Source organism: Coprococcus sp. TF11-13, assembly GCF_003481085.1.
GTDB lineage: Bacteria > Bacillota > Clostridia > Lachnospirales > Lachnospiraceae > Coprococcus > Coprococcus aceti.
Genome location: NZ_QUKK01000009.1, coordinates 21442 through 40033, shown reverse-complemented (window position 1 = coordinate 40033; position 18592 = coordinate 21442). Strand labels below are relative to the sequence as shown.

The window sequence follows — 18592 nt, the reverse complement described above, 5'->3', positions numbered from 1 at the left end:
GATGATATTATGAATGATAGGAGAAGTTGTGAGATTTGTTTATAATACATTTATCTTGGATAGGGCAGAATATGCAAAAATCTGCAGAGAAATAAATACGAATTATAGTAAATACGAAGGAAAAACATACGCAGTACATATTTCGTATGGAATAGATAATAAACCATATTGGTATTATTTTGAGAATCATGGATATGATAACTATAATATATATATGAGAATAGAAATGTAAGGGGGCGTAGTTATGGAAGAATTAAGAAAACTGCTCAACAATATAGATGATTCTTATTTTGAGTTTGTCTCGGCTATGGAGCATTATGCTCAGAAGAATGCAGAAAGATTAGAAATGCTCACTGCTTATATCAAAAGAAATCCAGGCGTAAAATCCGCAGATGTTATAAAGTTTGTTTCGGATCAGCCGGATTTTGCAGATGATGCCGCTTACATGAGGGTATGCTAGATATTGTAGTTATAAGAAAGTAATAAAAATACAGACAGTCAATTGTTTTTTGAGGTCACTTCATTCACAATTGTGCTGTCTGTATTTTTATTTGAAAGTATCAGTTTTAAGCTGACTAATTCTACAGGTGAAGGACTCTGTCCTTGATCTCCTGTGTACGTCCCTGATTCCAGAACTGGGTTCCGATATAACCGCAGGTACGTCTTGCAACGAAGAGAGTGTTCTGGTCGCGGTTGCCGCAGTTAGGGCACTCCCACACCAACTTGCCATAATCGTCTGTCACGATCTTAATCTCGCCGTCATAGCCACATTTCTCACAGTAGTCGCTCTTGGTGTTGAGCTCTGCATAGAGAATGTTGTCGTATATGAACTTCATGACTTCAAGGACTGCGTCTATGTTATTCTGGAGGTTTGGAACCTCAACATAGCTGATGGCGCCGCCCGGTGACAGCTTCTGGAATTCTGACTCAAACTTCAGCTTGCTGAAGGCGTCTATGTGCTCGGTTACATGTACGTGATAGCTGTTGGTTATGTAATTCTTGTCTGTTACGCCCGGGATGATGCCGAAACGCTTCTGCAGATTCTTGGCAAATTTATAAGTAGTGGACTCCATAGGTGTTCCGTATACGGAATAGCTGATATTCTCAGCGGCCTTCCACTCAGCACATTTGTCGTTGAGCTTCTGCATTACAGCGAGCGCAAATTTCTTGCCTTCCTCGGATGTATGTGTTTTGCCGATCATACGGACACACATTTCGCAGAGACCGGCATAGCCAAGGGAAATAGTTGAGTAGCCGCCGAAGAGCAGCTTGTCAATCTTCTCGCCTTTCTTAAGTCTTGCCAGCGCACCGTGCTGCCACAGTATAGGAGCGACATCTGATATGGTTCCGAGCAGTCTTTCATGTCTGCATCTGAGTGCCTTGTGACAAAGCTCAAGACGCTCGTCCAGGATCTTCCAGAATTTGTCCATGTCGCCGTATGATGAACATGCCACATCAACAAGATTGATGGTCACGACACCCTGGTTAAAACGTCCGTAATATTTGCGGGATCCATCAGGATTCCTGATGCCGTCCTCCTTTGTAGGAAATGATCTGCAGCCCATGCATGGATATACGTCGCCGTCCTTCATCTCTCTCATGACTTTGGCGGAGATGTAGTCAGGAACCATACGTTTTGCGGTGCATTTGGCGGCAAGCTCAGTCAGATACCAGTATTTGGAATCTGTGGTGATGTTGTCCTCGTCCAGAACATATATGAGCTTAGGAAATGCCGGAGTGATCCAGATTCCCTTCTCGTTCTTAACTCCTTTGATCCTCTGATTCAGGACCTCCTCTATGATGAGTGCCAGGTCATCCCTTGTCTGTCCCTCAGGAACCTCATCCAGGTACATGAACATGGTGACAAATGGTGCCTGTCCGTTACATGTCATCAGGGTGATGAGCTGGTACTGTATAGTCTGTATTCCACTTTTGACCTCGTTCAGAAGTCTCTTCTCTGTTATCTTGTCGATAATGGCATCATCAAGGGATTCGCCACAGTCCTTGCGCTCCTCGATGACCTGTGCACGGAGCTTCTTCCTGCTAACATCCACAAATGGTGCCAGATGAGACAGGGTAAACGTCTGCCCGCCGTACTGGTTGCTGGCAACCTGTGCCACGATCTGCGTGGTGACGTTGCATGCCGTGAAGAAGCTGTGCGGCTTCTCGATCATGGTCTCACTGATCACTGTTCCGTTCTGTAGCATATCCTCAAGGTTGATGAGGTCACAGTTGTGCTCCTTCTGAGCGTAGTAGTCAGAATCATGGAAATGTATGATTCCGGCCTCATGTGCCTCAACTATATCCTCAGGCAGAAGCATTCTCTTGGTCAGATCTTTTGATACCTCACCGGCCATGTAGTCACGCTGTGTCGAGTTGATCACCGGATTCTTGTTGGAGTTTTCCTGATTGACTTCCTCGTTCATATGGTCTATGAGCGCAAGGATTCCGTTGTCCGTGGTGTTGGACTTACGTGCGAGCTCTCTCTTGTAACGGTAACGCACATATTTCTGTGCAACCTCATATCCTCTCATCTCCATGATACCGGTCTCGACCATATCCTGAATGTCCTCCACGTGAACTGCGTGGGACATTGATTCTATCTGTTTCTCCAGGTTGTCCGCGATGGCGTGAACCTGATATTCGTTGAGCTGGTGGAGTTTGTCAACCTCATTGTTGGCAGCTTTGATGGCATTCTCGATCTTTGACAGGTCAAATGTCACCTCTTCTCCATTCCTTTTGATTACGTGTACGTGTGTTTTAGCTTCCTCTGACACAGCAATAGCCTCCCTCTTCCAATTCAATGGTAAATTTATTCGTAATATTCCAATCATTCAAGTTAACTTAAATCAGGCCAATCAGGTCTGGTTCGACGTAATATAGTAGATGCGGCTGCCTGTGCCGCATGGAATTATTTATAAAGAAAAAATATGCAATAATTATTGTGAACACAATATATTTGGTGGAAATAATGTGAAGCACCCACTAGATATTGTGCTCTGTTATTATAGTCATCACAAATGATATTGTAAAGATGAAAAATGTGCTTTTACACAATAAAAATCCCGTGAGGCGCATAAACCTTGACAAATTTTGAGAAAAAATTTTTGAGGGCTTCCAAAGCCTTGACAAGCAACCATAAAAAGTGATACACACTTATATGAATACAATTTCTAACAGGTATTAATACAAATATCAAGGAGATAAAAAAATGCAGGAATTAAAGCCAATCAAAGAAGGTAAGGTACGTGAGATTTATGACAATGGAGACAGCCTGATCATGGTAGCTACAGACCGTATAAGCTGCTTCGATGTCATCCTCGACAATGTAATTTCCAAGAAGGGAACAGTTCTGACACAGATGTCAAAGTTCTGGTTTGACATGACACAGGATATTCTTCCTAACCACATGATCTCAGTTGATGTAAAGGATATGCCTGAGTTCTTCCAGCAGGAGAAGTTCGATGGCAACAGCATGATGTGCAGAAAGCTTGAGATGCTTCCGATCGAGTGTATCGTTCGTGGATACATCACAGGAAGCGGTTGGGCAAGCTACAAGGAGAATGGCACAGTATGTGGAATCAAGCTCCCAGAGGGATTAAAGGAGTCTGATAAGCTTCCTGAGCCTATCTACACACCATCAACAAAGGCCGAGATTGGCGATCACGATGAGAATATATCATATGAGCAGAGCATTGCTCACCTTGAGAAGTACTTCCCTGGCAAGGGCGAGGAGTACGCTTCAAAGCTCAAGGAGTACACCATCACACTTTACAAGAAGTGTGCAGAGTACGCACTTACAAGAGGAATCATCATTGCAGATACAAAGTTTGAGTTTGGTCTCGATGAGAATGGCAATATCGTTCTCGGCGATGAGATGCTTACACCTGACAGCTCAAGATTCTGGCCAGCAGATGTATATGAGCCAGGTCATGGCCAGCCATCATTTGACAAGCAGTTCGCACGTGACTGGCTGAAGGCTAATCCTGACAAGGGCTGGAAGCTTCCAGAGGATGTCGCTCAGAAGACTATTGACATCTACCTTGAGGGCTATGAGAAGCTTACTGGCAAGCCACTTGGAAAGTAAATCCTACACTATATAGCATCAGACTGTTATATTATTAAGAATAAGACTTCCGGCGTAATGATGTGCCCGGGAGTCTTATTTTTGTGTTTTTACGCTTCCCAGGCTGTGCTCTTTAAACGGTATTTTGAAACTGCGCTGCACTAGAAGTACAAGAGGTTCTGAATCCTGGTAAAACGGTACGCAGGAAATGAAGTATATTGATTAAAATGGCATTAAATGATAAAGTAAAAAATAAAAGTTATATACGGCAATTTTATAAACTAAATTTGTGAGACACTTATAAAACCAAGGACAGTTTTGGATTTAGATCTAAAAAATTTCTCTGCGCAAAATGGAAATTTTATTATTAGAATGGGGACCTCACTGGATAACGGATACAGTTATCCAACTCCGATATACTATTGTGATTTTTTTCTATATCCTGTGGCTTTTCTATATTATATGACGTTTTTACCACTTATAGTTGTTGGGGTATATCTTATTTATAATAGTAAAAAGCCGCGCATTAATGAGTGGATATATTTGGCGTTGGGAATGTCTGGGATTATATTGAGTCATGTATTGACCTGCGAGATAGTAGTCGTAAATCTTATTATTTTATGTATAGTTTTATTAAAAATAACATTAAAAAAAGAAAGAATTATGGCATTCATAAAAGCTGCCATAATGTGCTTAGTACTTACAATTTGGTATTTGCTTCCATTTATTGATTACTTCGTAAGCCAGGAAACCATAGTACAGGCTGGGGATTTAAGACTTTTAGATAATAGCTCACAAGAAATAATAGACATATTTCAGCTGTTTGCTCCTGGAAATGAAGGTTGGAAGTGCATCACTTTAGGTGCAGCTTTAATTTTATCTTTGGGGCTTACATTATATTGCCTATATAAATACTCTTCCAAAGAAGGTAATGAAAAAGCAATTTTTTGTATAAAAATCTTCAGTGCGTTTGGTATTGTAAACACATTATTCATATGTAAATTTTTCCCATGGGGTAGTATCCAGCAAATTCTGGGAATAGATGGATTAGGGTATCAGGTTGGAAGTATTCAGTTTTCATGGAGATTTGATTTCAGATTATCATAAAAACAAAGGAGATGCATATTTAACAATAAAAAACGATAGCACAATAGATGATGCGATTGTTCAAGTGCCTATTTTTAATTATAAGTATTATACGGTATTTGATAAAAATAATAAGAAATTAGATTTGGTTGGTTCTGTAAATAATTGTGTGACATTCAAGGTACCACCAAGATATAATGGAACATTAACTATAGGATTTAGAGAGCCGATAAGTTGGAGAATTTCAGAAATAATTTCAGCTATAGGTTTTATAGTTGTATTATTTATTGGTATAAAATTACTCGTTGCGAAGAGAAGAAAGAATATTAGATAAGGAGAATGTGTGATGATTAGTTTAATAGTTCCTTGTTATAATGAGCAAGAATCACTACCGATTTTTTATGATGAAGTAACAAAGGTAGTAAGAAATATGGGGGTAGAATATGAGCTATTGCTCGTAAATGATGGTTCAAAAGATAAAACATTGGAAATAATGAGGGAGCTTTCTGCAAAAGATGAACATGTTAAGTACCATTCTTTCTCAAGAAATTTTGGCAAAGAGGCTGCAATGTATGCGGGCTTTTGTAATGCAAAGGGGGATTATGTAGCTGTTATGGATGCTGATATGCAGGATCCACCATCATTGTTACCACAGATGTTAAAAATTCTGGAATCCGGAGAATACGACTCAGTAGCTACAAGGCGGGCTGATCGTAAAGGCGAGCCAAAAATCAGAAGCTGGTTTGCCCGTAAGTTTTATCAGATCATTAATAAAATATCAGATGCCGATATTGTAGACGGAGCAAGAGACTTCCGTCTTATGAAGCGCGAAATGGTCGATGCCATAGTGGAAATGGGCGAGTATAATAGATTTTCAAAAGGCATATTTGGGTGGATCGGTTTCAATACATATTGGCTGCCGTATGAGAATATTGAAAGAGTTGCCGGTGAGACTAGCTGGAGTTTTTGGAAACTGCTGAAATATGCAATAGATGGCATTATTAATTTTTCACAAGCTCCTCTTTCAGTGGCCTCTTGGTTTGGAATGGCAATGACTTTTGTGGGCTTTTTAAGCCTTATTTTGGTGATAGTCAGAAGATTGGTATTCGGAGATCCTGTTGCCGGATGGGCATCTATAATATGTGTAATCATATTTATAGGTGGAATACAGCTTTTCTGTTTAGGAATAATGGGGCAGTATATAGCTAAGATGTACTTGGAAACAAAAAAGAGACCACATTATATAATATCTGAAACGAATGACAAGAATTCAAAGAAGGTTAATTAGCAATGAAAAAAAAGGATATTTTTGATAAAATATTTGAACTTCCGGGGCTAAGAGTATTTGAACCACTATATAGTAAGTATAAAGAAGTGATTTTATATTTAGTATTTGGAGGATTAAGTTTTATAGTAAGCATTTGTACTTATGCACTATTTAATGTGTATTTGGGTATCAATGAGTTGATAGCGAATATTTTATCGTGGATAATTACTGTATTATTTGCTTTTTTGACAAATCGTATATGGGTTTTTGATTCTCCTACAAGTGGTGTGCAAGACTTTCTGAAGCAGATGGCAGCCTTTTTTGGTGGACGAATAATTACATTGGTAGTAGAAGAAGTAATTCTATTAGTATTTATATCTATACTTGGTTTTAATAGTATGATAGTTAAGATTGTTGCACAGATTATCGTTATATTACTTAATTACATCATAAGTAAGTTGATTATATTTAAGAAAGACTAAACAAGATGAAAGCCAAATGTAAGGAGGAATTCATACATGAAGAATATGCTGCGTGTGGCGGCCGTTACGCCGAAGGTTCATATCGGAAGTGTCAGCGGAAATGTCAGAGAGATAATGGATATATATGAAGAGTATAAGGATGCTGCGGATGTCATAGTGACGCCAGAGTTGTCTATCACGGGATATACCTGTGCGGATCTGTTTGAGAACAGAAAGCTCATAGATGGCGCGAGAAGAGGTCTTCTTCAGCTTGCCATGGCGACTTGTACCGGTCAGTCGGCACTGGTGGTCGGTCTGCCATTTGAGGTGGACGGGGAGCTGTTCAACTGTGCGGCGTTCCTGCAGGGCGGAAGAGTCATGGCCATCGTGCCGAAGACTTACCTTCCAAACTATGGCGAGTTCTACGAGAAGAGATGGTTCTCAGCCAGAAAGTATGATGCGGTGATGGTAAATCTCATGGATCCGGAAGATGATGGAGATGAGCTTGAATATGATGGCAGCAGGGCTGTTGGCAGTGAAGTGCTGTTTGGCAATAATGTGATGATAGATATGGGCAGCGGAGACCAGAGAGTAAAGCTTGGTATAGAGATATGTGAGGATGCCTGGACGCCTGTGTCACCGGGAAGACTTCTCGCCATGGCGGGAGCAGAGGTCATACTCAATCTTTCCGCGTCAAATGAGGTCATCGGAAAGGCTGCATACAGGCACAAGCTGATAGGAAGTGTGTCGTCGGACTGCCTGTGCGGATATGTGTATGTGTCGGCGGGAATGTACGAGTCCACATCGGATCTGGTATTTTCAGGACACAATCTGATGTACGAGAACGGCAAGCTCCTCGGCGAGGTAAAGCCATTTGAGGAAGGAGTGCTGATAAGGGATATAAGTCTCACCAAGATCAGACACGACAGGATAGCAAACAAATCATTTGCTGACTGTAAGCGTGATTTCGCATTCAGAAAGTATGAGACGGTGGTGTGCGATACCCCACTCATGGACAAAGGGAATGTGCTTATGAAGGTGAAGATGACACCATTTGTCCCATCGGGAAATAAGCTTGAGAGGTGCATGGCGATATTCAAGATGCAGGTTGCCGGACTTCAGAGAAGGATAGAGGCCACCCATTGCAAATGTGTGGTCGTGGGAGTGTCAGGCGGACTTGATTCCACACTGGCTCTGCTGGTTTCGGCACAGGCGGTGAAGAATGCGGGACTTCCATCCACAACTGTCGTGGGAATCACCATGCCGGGATTTGGAACGACAAATAGGACGAAGAACAACTCCACGGAACTCATGAGACTGCTCGGCTGTGACAGCAGAGAGATAAGCATAGCTGCATCGGTGAGACAGCATTTTGCCGATATTGGACAGGACGAGAGCGTGCATGACGTCACTTATGAGAACTGTCAGGCGAGGGAGAGAACACAGATACTCATGGATGTCGCCAACAAGGAGGGCGGATTCGTGGTTGGAACCGGAGATCTCTCGGAGCTGGCACTTGGCTGGTGCACCTACAACGGCGACCATATGAGCATGTATGCGGTGAATACAAGTATACCAAAGACGCTGGTGCGCTCACTTGTGAACGAAGTCGGACACTTCATGGAGGTTGACGGATTTGCGGGCATCGCGCCGATCATAGACGATATCATAGACACACCGGTCAGCCCGGAGCTGCTTCCACCGAACCCGGACGGAACCATCGCGCAGAAGACGGAGGACACCGTGGGATCATACATCCTGCACGATTTCTTCTTATATTATACACTTCGATATGGAATGTCCCCTGAGGAGGTAAATGAGTTGTGCAAGGAGGCTGTAAGACAGAGTGACGAGTACAATTTCTCAGACAGCGAGATCGACAAATGGCAGAAGGTATTCTACACGAGATTCTTCCGCCAGCAGTTCAAGAGGAACTGTATGCCGGATGGCGTGAAGGTCGGAACCGTGTCGGTCAGCCCGAGAGGAGATCTGAGACTGCCGTCTGAGATAGAATTTGAGGACTTTTTGTAGACATTTGCCTGGGATAGTTATTAATATGGCAGAATCATAATAGCATACCAATCAGGGGTCGCTCCCGCTTAACTCAGCCTGCAACGGTACTAAGGTGCCGCCTGTTGCGCCACCTAAGGACCGGCGGCATCGTATTCCCCTGATTTGGTAGTGCTATTATGATTTTGCCACAATATAGCATACAAAGACAAATGTCTACAAAAGTCGTGTATATATTTTATATGAATAATATAATTTAGGAGGACAAAGAAATGCCATTTATAGATTCAAAGGTTACAGTGAAGATGAGCGATGACCAGAAGGAGACTCTTAAGAACAGTCTTGGTCAGGCGATAACAACGATGAACAAGACGGAGAGCTACCTTATGGTTGGTATAAACGATGGATATGACCTGTTCATGGGCGGAAAGAAACTTGATAAGGGTGCATATGTGGAAGTCAGCGTATTCGGTGATGTGACTCCTAAGGCATGTGATGCCATGACAGGAAAGATCTGCGATATATTTGCAGATGTACTTGGAATCCCGGGAAATGCGGTGTACGTGACTTACCACGGCGTACATGACTGGGGCTGGAACGGCGGTAATTTCTGATGTGGGAGATAGAAGTCCTTGACGCTCTCCAGAATATACATACCCCATGGCTTGACAAGATCATGGTGGCGATCACATCACTTGGAAATGCGGGAATATTGTGGATAGTAATGGCAGCGGTGCTGCTGATCATTCCAAAGACGAGGAAGGCAGGGCTTTGCATGGCCATCGCACTTATTCTTGATCTTCTCATAACCAACTGCCTGTTAAAGAATCTGGTCGCCAGGACAAGACCATATGATGTGGCGAATTTTACAGATCTGATAGTGAAGAAACCAAAGGATTATTCCTTCCCATCGGGACACACGGCGGCATCATTTGCGGCTGTCACGGCGTTGTTCATGAGGAAAGAGAAGCTTTTGGGCAGTATAGCATGTGTTGTGGCTGTGTTTATTGCTTTTTCAAGGATGTATCTGTATGTACATTTTCCGACGGATATTCTGGGTGGTATAGTGGTAGGAGTGGCATCCGGAGTGGCAGCAGGATTTATACTTAGAGCGATTGATAAGAAGCTTGCAGCCAGGGCGGCAGGTACAGATATAGAAAATCAGTGAAAACCAGATTGTGAGGATAAAGATTTCCATGAGCAACATGATTTGGCGAGTCGTTGGTTTGGAGAAATACAATCATGAGTGGTAGACAGTTTTGAAGACATTGACTTTGGAGATTCAGGAATATCTTGAAAAAGAGCGGAAATTACATATTAGATCTCTATAAAATGAGGCATATGGACTAAGAAGCTGTTCATATGCCTCATTTTTAATATGACATTAAATACTTTAAATACACAGAAATTTCACAAATAAAACGCCTCTGTATACTATTGACATTAAAAAATAGAAGTATTACTATTTATGCAACTTGCGTCAAATCACACATAGCTGACGATCAGATATCGCATATCATAAATCAAATTCCTGATTTTGTGCATCTGAGGATTCTGTCAGCATTTCAAACTGAAACAAGGAGGAAATAGAATGATCAAAACATTGCTTGGTCAGGTGGGCGAGTACAAGAAGAACTCGATACTTACACCTGTTTTTACGGCGGCAGAGGTCTTTATGGAGATCCTCATTCCATTTGTGACCGCCAAAATAATTGACGAAGGAATCAACGGACAGGACATGAGCAAGGTGTATATGTATGGCGGACTCATGCTTGTACTGGCTTTCCTAAGCCTTTTCTTTGGAGTGATGGCGGGCAAATTTGCTGCCAGTGCCTCGACGGGATTTGCATGCAATCTGAGGGAGGGCATGTACAGGAACGTACAGGAATTTTCATTTACAAATATCGACAAGTTCAGCACCGCCAGTCTTATAACACGTATGACGACGGATGTGACAAATGTACAGAACGCGTACCAGATGCTCATACGAATCGCAGTCCGTGCGCCACTCATGCTCATTTGCAGTATGATAATGTGCTTTACAATCAACGTGGAGCTGTCACTTGTATTTGTGGCAGCACTTGTGGTTCTTGCATTTGGATTGTTCTTCATCATATTCAAGGTAACCCCTATATTTGACGAGGTATTCAGGAACTATGACAACCTGAATGCTAGTGTTCAGGAAAATGTATCTGCGATAAGAGTCGTAAAGGCATTTGTAAGGGAAGAGTATGAGGACAAGAAGTTTGGCAAGGCTGCTGAGGTGCTTGCGGAGCTGTCCATAAAGGCAGAGAGCCTGCTGGCTTTCAACAATCCTATCATGATGTTTGTCATCTTTACATGTATGATGCTCCTGTCGTGGATCGGAGCACACTTCATAGTCGGTGGTAGCATGACAACTGGAAATCTTACATCACTTTTCAGCTATGTCATGAGCATGATGATGTCGCTGATGATGCTGTCCATGGTATTTGTCATGATCTCCATGAGTATGGCAAGTATGAGACGAATATCTGAGGTCCTTGAGGAGACACCTACCATGACCAATCCTGATGAGCCGATCATGGAGGTCCCTGATGGAAGAATAGATTTTAACCATGTGGACTTCGTGTATAAGGCCGGAAGTGCGGAGGATACACTGAAAGATATAGATATTCACATAAAATCCGGTGAGACGGTCGGCGTGATAGGTGGAACCGGATGTGGTAAGTCGACATTTGTCAATCTGATAAGCAGACTGTATGATGTGAAACCGGACGGTGGTTCGGTCTGTGTCGGAGGACATGACGTGCGTGATTACGATATGGAGGTCATCCGAAATGAAGTGGCGGTTGTGCTCCAGAAGAATGTGCTGTTTTCGGGTACGATACTTGATAATCTGAGATGGGGCAAGGCGGATGCCACGGAGAATGAGTGCCGTGAGGTGTGCGAGCTTGCCTGTGCGGATGAGTTCATAGACAGGATGCCGGATGGATATAACACCTGGATCGAGCAGGGCGGAAGCAACGTGTCTGGTGGTCAGAAGCAGAGACTCTGTATTGCCAGAGCGCTGCTCAAGAGCCCGAAGGTACTCATTCTCGATGATTCCACAAGCGCAGTTGACACCGCTACGGATGCGAAGATCAGGCAGGCATTTGCAACCAAGATACCGAACACCACCAAGATCATCATATCCCAGAGAATATCAAGTGTGCAGGATGCTGACAGGATCATAGTTCTGGATAACGGAATGGTCAGCGGCTTCGACACACATGAGAATCTGTTAAAGAACAACACGATATATAAGGAGATCTACGACGTACAGATGTCTGGCGGCGGTGATTTCGATGAGAAGATGAATTAATTATGAAGGAAAGGAGGCAGTGTAATGACAGGAAATACAGAGAAATACAGTGAAAATAAGATGGATGATAAAGTGGATGCAGGGCTGAAGAGACCTGGAAAGGATCAGGGCAAAAATCCCATGAAGGCACTTGGAAGGCTGATCAGATATATTCTTAAGGAATACAAGCTGGCATGTATTACGGTTGTGGTCAGCATACTTATATCGGCGCTTGCGATACTGAGTATATCGATGTTCATGCAGAAACTTATCGATGTATATATTGAACCGATGATGAAACAGAGCTCACCTGATTATGGTCCCCTGGCCCACAGGATGCTGGGGCTTGGACTTATACTTGTGCTGGGAATAATCTGCGCATACGCGTACAACAGGATCATGGTAAATGTGACTCAGGGAACCATGAAGAGGCTCAGAGTTCAGCTCTTTGAGCGAATGGAATCTCTTCCGATATCTTTCTTTGACACACATGCACATGGAGATATCATGTCGGTGTACACCAATGATGTTGACACACTCCGTCAGGTCATAAGTCAGAGTATGCCGCAGCTTATCAACTCAAGCATCACATTTATCTCAACACTCATTGCGATGATAGTTCTTGATATACCGCTCACGGTGCTGTCAGTCGTCATGGTGCTTATCATGATAAAGGCGACGTCGAGCTTGGGCGCGAAGTCGGGAAGATACTTCATGAAGCAGCAGCAGGATCTTGGAAAGGTCAACGGCTATATAGAGGAAATGATGAGTGGACAGAAGGTTGTCAAGGTGTTCTGCCACGAGGAAAAGGCATATGATGATTTCTGCAAGTTGAACAGATCTCTTCAGGACAGCGCCTACAAGGCCAATATGATAGCCAACATCACCATGCCGGTGAATGCAAACCTTGGAAATATAAGCTACGTTCTTTGCGCAGTGCTGGGAGGTGTACTTGCAGTAAATGGCTGGTCAGGTCTTACCATAGGAACGCTTGTGGCATTCCTGACGCTTAACAAGAGCTTTACGATGCCGGTGACGCAGATAAGCCAGCAGATCAACGCCATAGTTATGGCGGCTGCCGGAGCTGACAGGGTATTTACCATGACAGACGAGAAGCCTGAGGAGGACGAGGGCTATGTTGAGCTGGTAAATGCAAAGAAGGATGCAGATGGCAATCTCACAGAGACTGAGGAGAGGACCGGACTCTGGGCTTGGAGACATAGGCATGAGACTGGCGAGATCACATACAGGGAGCTCACAGGTGAGGTTGAATTTGAGAATGTTGACTTCGGTTACAATCCGGATAAGATTGTTCTTCACGACATCAATATGTATGCAAAGCCTGGTCAGAAGATAGCATTTGTCGGAAGTACAGGTGCGGGCAAGACGACGATAACCAATCTGATAAACAGGTTCTACGATATACAGGACGGCAAGATAAGGTACGACAATATCAACATAGGCAAGATCAGAAAGCCGGATCTCAGACGAAGCCTTGGAATAGTGCTTCAGGATACACATCTGTTCACAGGAACAGTCATGGACAACATAAGATATGGCAAGCTGGATGCCATGGATGAGGAGTGCATCAAGGCTGCAAAGCTTGCAAATGCTCACGATTTCATAAAGCGACTTCCTGACGGTTATAACACAATCCTTACTGGCGATGGTTCAAACCTCAGTCAAGGACAGAGACAGCTTCTTGCGATTGCAAGGGCAGCGGTTGCGGATCCACCGGCATTGATCCTTGATGAGGCTACATCATCCATCGATACGAGAACTGAGGCCATGGTATCAAGGGGAATGGATGCCCTCATGGAGGGAAGAACGTCATTTGTCATAGCCCACAGACTTTCCACGGTCAAGGATGCGGACTGTATCATGGTCATGGAGCAGGGACGCATCATAGAGAGAGGCACCCACGACCAGCTCATAGATATGAAGGGCAGATATTATCAGCTGTACACTGGCAAGAAGGCCGTAGCTGGGCAGGCGTAAGCCGAATTGTTTATAAAAAACAGAAAATTACTTGCAATTTAAAAATATTTGTGCTACCATAGGGGCAATTAATGGTAGTCGCAGTTAAGCTCAACGAGATGAAAGTTTCGTTGGGCTTTTTATTTTCATAAGGAGGGGCCCGCGTAAGCGGGAGAAATCCTTGCAGAGGAAGCGCACTGATGTGCGCGCAGGTCATCAAGCTACGCTTGACGACATGTTGCGAAGCACGCATGCGCCTGCGCGAAGCGCCTTTGAATGCGCATGCTCAATATTATTTTCGTAAGGAGGAAATTATTATGCCACAAAACAAATTACAGGAATTCGTATTCACAACAATCATGGCCATGTTCATGGTCTATGGAATGATCTGCTACAATGTAGCATTAAGCACAGGAGGTTTCACCAATCAGACATTTGTCATGGCACTTCATGAGATGCCGATCATGTGGCCGATAGCTATTGTGCTTGAGCTTTTCGTGGTTGGAAAGCTTGCACCAATGCTTGCGTTCAAGATCGTGAGACCGACTGACAGACCACAGGTGATAACCTTCATGATATCATTCTACATCTGCATAATGATGTGTCCAATCATGAGCCTTATAGCAACTGTTTTGTTCAAGGATTCACCAAGTGTTGGTACATTTATCCAGACATGGGGAATGAATCTCCCTGTTGCACTGCTCTGGCAGCTCTGCTATTGCGGACCGCTTGTGAGATTGATATTTAGAACTATATTTAAGAGACAGCTTGCGGGTTCTGGCTGTGTAGAGCCATCCAAAGAACCTCAGCCAGAGTCATAATTCTCCGTTTTGGAGAGTTTTGCCTAAAGTATAGACAAAGGCTGGGCGAGGTGTTACAATCCGTTCAAAGCATAGGTTTCAAGTCGAAGGTTTCTATGAGTCCGAACGTAAGAAACGGACCATTCCAACGTATCTATAATTTGCGAATTTCTCATGCTTTTATATCACATTTTTCATAAGAGCAGGAATAATATTCTGGCTGATTTTTTGAAGAAGAATAAGGCGGAGATTTTGCGTATGAATATATTTGAATATGATCAGGAAAAGCATATGAGGCAGACATATGAAGAAACGAGGGGCTGTGTATGAGTGAGGAATACATAACGCTGGATGGATTGTGTCAGCAGCTTTCAATATCGAGGGCAACGGGGCGGAACTGGCTCAGACTTGGGAAAATTGAATCACAGGGCATAGGTCCGGCCGGTCAGATGTATTTCACAGAGGAGTACGTAAGTAATCTGAAACAGTCACTGGAAACTGGCGAACGAAGGTCGCTCAGAAGCCGGCGGAATAAGCGGTATGTGTCCGGCAAAGGATTGTATGACAGATATGTGTCAGACATTTGCGAGAGTACAGACACAGTAAAAAGTCTGGTGGATAAGCTGGAGAGGCAGAATATATGTGTGACTGAGATGGTCATGAGAACTCTGCTGGCGGATTGTGCACTCAAGCTGCTGGTAAGCAGTGGTGAGATTACTGTTGACAGAGAAATATTCCCTGCATATATAGATGGAAGCTTGACAATTGGTGTATGGAGTGCGCTGATCGATGATATAATTCAGGACAAAAAAGCAGCATTATCATGGGCAAATAATAACAAAAATTTTATGGACACCAATTACTATTATCAAAAGGGGGAGGACGTACTTGGACTTCTCTATATGTCTATAAGAGATGCAGGCAGCCGGAAGGCGGCTGGTTCATATTATACGCCGACAAAGGTAGTAAGAACGCTGATAAGTGATGTGACCGGTGATATGGGAAGCAGAATATCTGAGGGTGGTAAGCGATTATTCGATCCATGTTGCGGAACCGGTAATTTCCTTATACAGCTTCCGGATGATATAGAACTAAATAATATATATGCGTGCGATATAGATGAACTCAGTGTACAGCTTGCGAGGTTCAATCTGGCACTTGGGAGATTGTCCGGAAGAGGACATGTCAATGTGGACGAAGCGATCCGGACAATATATGAGCACATAGAGCGCAGAGACTTCATTTCAGAATACAGGAATGATTCAGAATGTGGTGGGGATGATAAGAAGCTCTTGGCTGATCCGGGATATGACATCATCATCGGTAACCCGCCGTGGGGATATACATTTGACAGGGAGACACGGACATTACTCAGGAAAGCATACAGAACTGCAGCCGGAAGGGGCGTGGAGTCGTCTGATGTGTTCGTGGAGTGTGCGCTGAAGCTGTTGACAGATGAAGGAGTTCTTGCATTTGTGCTGCCGGAGGCATTGTTAGATGTACATAATCATAAGACGATCAGGGAGATCATAGCCGAATCGGCAAATGTGAGCCGGGTGAGTTTCCTTGGCGATGCATTCTATGGTGTGCAATGTCCATCGTTGGTGCTGCAGCTTGAAAAGAGTTTTGATCCTGGACATAGCAAAGGTGCGGTGATCGAGAGAGACGGCAGAGAGTTTGTTGTAGGAACGGACAGGCCGCTTGGCAGTGAGAATTTTATGCTTAGGCTCACTGATGATGAGTACAGGCTGCTTTGCAGAATAGAAAATACAGATAACTGTGAATTTCTGCGTGGACAGGCAGATTTTGCACTGGGAATAGTGACCGGGGATAATGCGAAATATGTGTCTACAGAATGCGGAGAGGGAATGGAGGCAGTGATAACCGGAGCAGATGTATACAGATACAGATGCGGAAAAACGGAAAAATATATGTATCCGGAACTTACCCTGTATCAGCAGGCGGCGCCGCTGGAGCTTTACCGGGCTCCGGAGAAACTGATCTACAGGTTTATCAACAGACAGCTTGTATTTGCATATGACGACAGGCAGAGGCTTACGTTGAACAGTTGCAATGTGGTCATTCCACATATACCGGGACTTGATATGAGATATATCATGGCGATACTCAATTCAAGGGTGGCGCAGTACATATATGAGAAGCGGTACAACGCAGTGAAGGTTCTGAGATCCCATATAGAGAATATTCCTGTTCCAGTCGCAGACGAGGAGACACAGAGACGCATAATCTCAAAGGCAGAAGAGCTTATGGCAGAAGAACTTATCACAGAAAGTTCTGTGAATTCAGAAATGCAGACGTACAAGACAGGTAAAGACCATTTGCAGCGATACAGATTGTATGAAGAGATAGATGACATTGTTAGGAAGCTGTACTCAGTTACCGATGAAGAGTACGAGTTCATAAAGCAGTCTTTATCCGGTGACAAATATATGTTATAAAAATAATATACTTTAATTGATCAGGAAGAGGAAGAGACTATGAATAATATACTGCTTATAAACGATATGGCTGGTTATGGCAAGGTTGCACTGTCAGCCATGATACCGATCATGTCCAACATGAAATTTCAGGTGTACAACCTGCCGACAGCCCTTGTGTCAAACACACTGGACTACGGTAAATTCGATATTCTTGAGACCACCGGCTATATGAAGAACAGCATGGGAGTGTGGGATGAACTTGGATTTGCATTTGACACTATAGCAACAGGTTTTCTTGTATCCGAAGAGCAGACGAAGCTGGTGGCTGAGTACTGTGAGAAGAAGAAATCTCAAGGGACGTTTATATTTGTCGATCCGATCATGGGTGACGATGGCGTACTGTACAATGGTGTCACAGAAAATACTGTGGGATATATGAGGCAGATGTGTAAGGTTGCGGATCTGATAGTTCCAAACTGTACTGAGGCGGCATTTCTTGCGGGCAAATACACGGACAAGAAAATCCTGACTATGGCAGAGGCAGAGGAGCTTGCGCACACACTTCACGGATATGGGGCAAGGACAGTGGTTATAACCAGTGTAAATATAGATGGACAGACAAGCACTCTCCTGTTGGATGGCGAGACAGACAAAATGAACGTGTTCCCATATACAGAGATTCCTGTGAGATTTCCGGGAACCGGTGATATATTCTCTGCTGTGCTTATCGGAAAGTACAGAGGCGGACACAGCATAGAAGACAGTGTGCAGTCAGCCATGAAAGTGGTGGAGAAGCTTATAGCCTTGAACAAGGACAATGTTGACAAGTACAAGGGAATCCCTCTTGAACAGTACATAGAGGTGATAACGGAATGAGCAGACCGCAGATCAAGATAACACTCATAGACCGCAAAGGCCCTCACGGCTGCCACAGGGGGCATAAGATAGGTGACAGCTACGATTTTGATACTGAGCGAGGGCAGCTCTGTCCCATGGCCATGCATGTGGCATTTCCATATGTGGATATTCTTAGATATGGTGGAACCATCCCGGGAAATGAGCCGGGAACTGCAGTGTTCTGTTGTCCTGATGTGGACACGATCAATGTGTTCAGGATAGAGGTTGTCCAGTCTGAGCAGGATAAGAATTGACAAATAAACGG

Annotated in this window: 17 protein-coding genes; 16 read left to right on the top strand and 1 reads right to left on the bottom strand. The window is 43.7% G+C overall.

Translation table 11 applies throughout. The features are described from left to right. Positions 1-28 precede the first annotated feature (28 nt). Together DXD11_RS12610 and DXD11_RS12605 are read left to right on the top strand one after the other, a co-directional pair. On the top strand, positions 29-232 hold the full coding sequence (locus DXD11_RS12610) for a hypothetical protein (RefSeq protein ID WP_055280430.1): 204 nt from the start codon (positions 29-31) through the stop codon (positions 230-232). 12 nt (positions 233-244) lie between these two features. Next, the gene (locus DXD11_RS12605; protein ID WP_117551001.1) at positions 245-460 is read left to right on the top strand and encodes a hypothetical protein; all 216 of its coding nucleotides are present in this window, start codon (positions 245-247) and stop codon (positions 458-460) included. Positions 461-581: 121 nt separating this feature from the next. Here the strand turns inward: DXD11_RS12605 and nrdD are convergent, their stop codons facing one another. Next, complete coding sequence (nrdD, locus tag DXD11_RS12600) at positions 582-2777, bottom strand: anaerobic ribonucleoside-triphosphate reductase (protein WP_022216859.1); 2196 nt, start codon at positions 2775-2777, stop codon at positions 582-584. 434 nt (positions 2778-3211) lie between these two features. Between nrdD and DXD11_RS12595 the strand changes: the two genes are divergently transcribed. From DXD11_RS12595 to DXD11_RS12530, 14 genes are all read left to right on the top strand, one after another. Then, complete coding sequence (locus tag DXD11_RS12595) at positions 3212-4087, top strand: phosphoribosylaminoimidazolesuccinocarboxamide synthase (RefSeq protein WP_004850368.1); 876 nt, start codon at positions 3212-3214, stop codon at positions 4085-4087. Between the two features lie 297 nt (positions 4088-4384). Further along, on the top strand, positions 4385-5173 hold the full coding sequence (locus DXD11_RS12590) for a hypothetical protein (RefSeq protein ID WP_119998051.1): 789 nt from the start codon (positions 4385-4387) through the stop codon (positions 5171-5173). Continuing rightward, positions 5154-5486, top strand: coding sequence for a hypothetical protein (locus DXD11_RS12585; RefSeq protein WP_117550997.1), 333 nt, complete (start codon positions 5154-5156; stop codon positions 5484-5486). The genes DXD11_RS12590 and DXD11_RS12585 overlap by 20 nt, the downstream gene beginning before the upstream one ends. Before the next feature lie 12 nt (positions 5487-5498). Further along, positions 5499-6440: a glycosyltransferase family 2 protein gene (locus DXD11_RS12580; RefSeq protein ID WP_117550995.1), complete on the top strand. Its 942-nt coding sequence runs from the start codon at positions 5499-5501 to the stop codon at positions 6438-6440. A gap of 2 nt (positions 6441-6442) precedes the next feature. Beyond that, a complete protein-coding gene (locus DXD11_RS12575) occupies positions 6443-6901 on the top strand; it encodes a GtrA family protein (RefSeq protein ID WP_117550993.1) in 459 nt (152 codons plus the stop codon). Between the two features lie 36 nt (positions 6902-6937). Continuing rightward, positions 6938-8911: an NAD(+) synthase gene (locus DXD11_RS12570; protein WP_118758532.1), complete on the top strand. Its 1974-nt coding sequence runs from the start codon at positions 6938-6940 to the stop codon at positions 8909-8911. A 251-nt stretch (positions 8912-9162) separates the two neighbouring features. Next, the gene (locus DXD11_RS12565) at positions 9163-9504 is read left to right on the top strand and encodes a phenylpyruvate tautomerase MIF-related protein (protein ID WP_117550989.1); all 342 of its coding nucleotides are present in this window, start codon (positions 9163-9165) and stop codon (positions 9502-9504) included. Continuing rightward, complete coding sequence (locus tag DXD11_RS12560) at positions 9504-10058, top strand: phosphatase PAP2 family protein (RefSeq protein WP_199688746.1); 555 nt, start codon at positions 9504-9506, stop codon at positions 10056-10058. Before DXD11_RS12565 ends, DXD11_RS12560 begins: the two co-directional genes overlap by 1 nt. A 423-nt stretch (positions 10059-10481) precedes the next feature. Next, the gene (locus tag DXD11_RS12555) at positions 10482-12233 is read left to right on the top strand and encodes an ABC transporter ATP-binding protein (protein WP_117550985.1); all 1752 of its coding nucleotides are present in this window, start codon (positions 10482-10484) and stop codon (positions 12231-12233) included. Positions 12234-12293: 60 nt separating this feature from the next. Then, complete coding sequence (locus DXD11_RS12550) at positions 12294-14210, top strand: ABC transporter ATP-binding protein (protein ID WP_199412501.1); 1917 nt, start codon at positions 12294-12296, stop codon at positions 14208-14210. 296 nt (positions 14211-14506) lie between these two features. Continuing rightward, on the top strand, positions 14507-15010 hold the full coding sequence (locus DXD11_RS12545; protein ID WP_117550981.1) for a DUF2798 domain-containing protein: 504 nt from the start codon (positions 14507-14509) through the stop codon (positions 15008-15010). A 305-nt stretch (positions 15011-15315) separates the two neighbouring features. Further along, complete coding sequence (locus DXD11_RS12540; RefSeq protein ID WP_117550979.1) at positions 15316-17448, top strand: TaqI-like C-terminal specificity domain-containing protein; 2133 nt, start codon at positions 15316-15318, stop codon at positions 17446-17448. 39 nt (positions 17449-17487) lie between these two features. Further along, positions 17488-18306: a pyridoxamine kinase gene (locus DXD11_RS12535; RefSeq protein ID WP_117550977.1), complete on the top strand. Its 819-nt coding sequence runs from the start codon at positions 17488-17490 to the stop codon at positions 18304-18306. Next, positions 18303-18581, top strand: a complete 279-nt coding sequence (locus DXD11_RS12530; protein WP_117550975.1) for a TIGR04076 family protein — start codon at positions 18303-18305, stop codon at positions 18579-18581. The genes DXD11_RS12535 and DXD11_RS12530 overlap by 4 nt, the downstream gene beginning before the upstream one ends. Positions 18582-18592: the final 11 nt, after the last annotated feature.

Coding starts and splice junctions, on each gene's coding strand:
- DXD11_RS12605 (WP_117551001.1), top strand. CDS start 245: ATGGAAGAATTAAGAAAACTGCTCAACAATATAGATGATTCTTATTTT.
- DXD11_RS12595 (WP_004850368.1), top strand. CDS start 3,212: ATGCAGGAATTAAAGCCAATCAAAGAAGGTAAGGTACGTGAGATTTAT.
- DXD11_RS12580 (WP_117550995.1), top strand. CDS start 5,499: ATGATTAGTTTAATAGTTCCTTGTTATAATGAGCAAGAATCACTACCG.
- DXD11_RS12575 (WP_117550993.1), top strand. CDS start 6,443: ATGAAAAAAAAGGATATTTTTGATAAAATATTTGAACTTCCGGGGCTA.
- DXD11_RS12570 (WP_118758532.1), top strand. CDS start 6,938: ATGAAGAATATGCTGCGTGTGGCGGCCGTTACGCCGAAGGTTCATATC.
- DXD11_RS12565 (WP_117550989.1), top strand. CDS start 9,163: ATGCCATTTATAGATTCAAAGGTTACAGTGAAGATGAGCGATGACCAG.
- DXD11_RS12560 (WP_199688746.1), top strand. CDS start 9,504: ATGTGGGAGATAGAAGTCCTTGACGCTCTCCAGAATATACATACCCCA.
- DXD11_RS12555 (WP_117550985.1), top strand. CDS start 10,482: ATGATCAAAACATTGCTTGGTCAGGTGGGCGAGTACAAGAAGAACTCG.
- DXD11_RS12550 (WP_199412501.1), top strand. CDS start 12,294: ATGGATGATAAAGTGGATGCAGGGCTGAAGAGACCTGGAAAGGATCAG.
- DXD11_RS12545 (WP_117550981.1), top strand. CDS start 14,507: ATGCCACAAAACAAATTACAGGAATTCGTATTCACAACAATCATGGCC.
- DXD11_RS12540 (WP_117550979.1), top strand. CDS start 15,316: ATGAGTGAGGAATACATAACGCTGGATGGATTGTGTCAGCAGCTTTCA.
- DXD11_RS12535 (WP_117550977.1), top strand. CDS start 17,488: ATGAATAATATACTGCTTATAAACGATATGGCTGGTTATGGCAAGGTT.
- DXD11_RS12530 (WP_117550975.1), top strand. CDS start 18,303: ATGAGCAGACCGCAGATCAAGATAACACTCATAGACCGCAAAGGCCCT.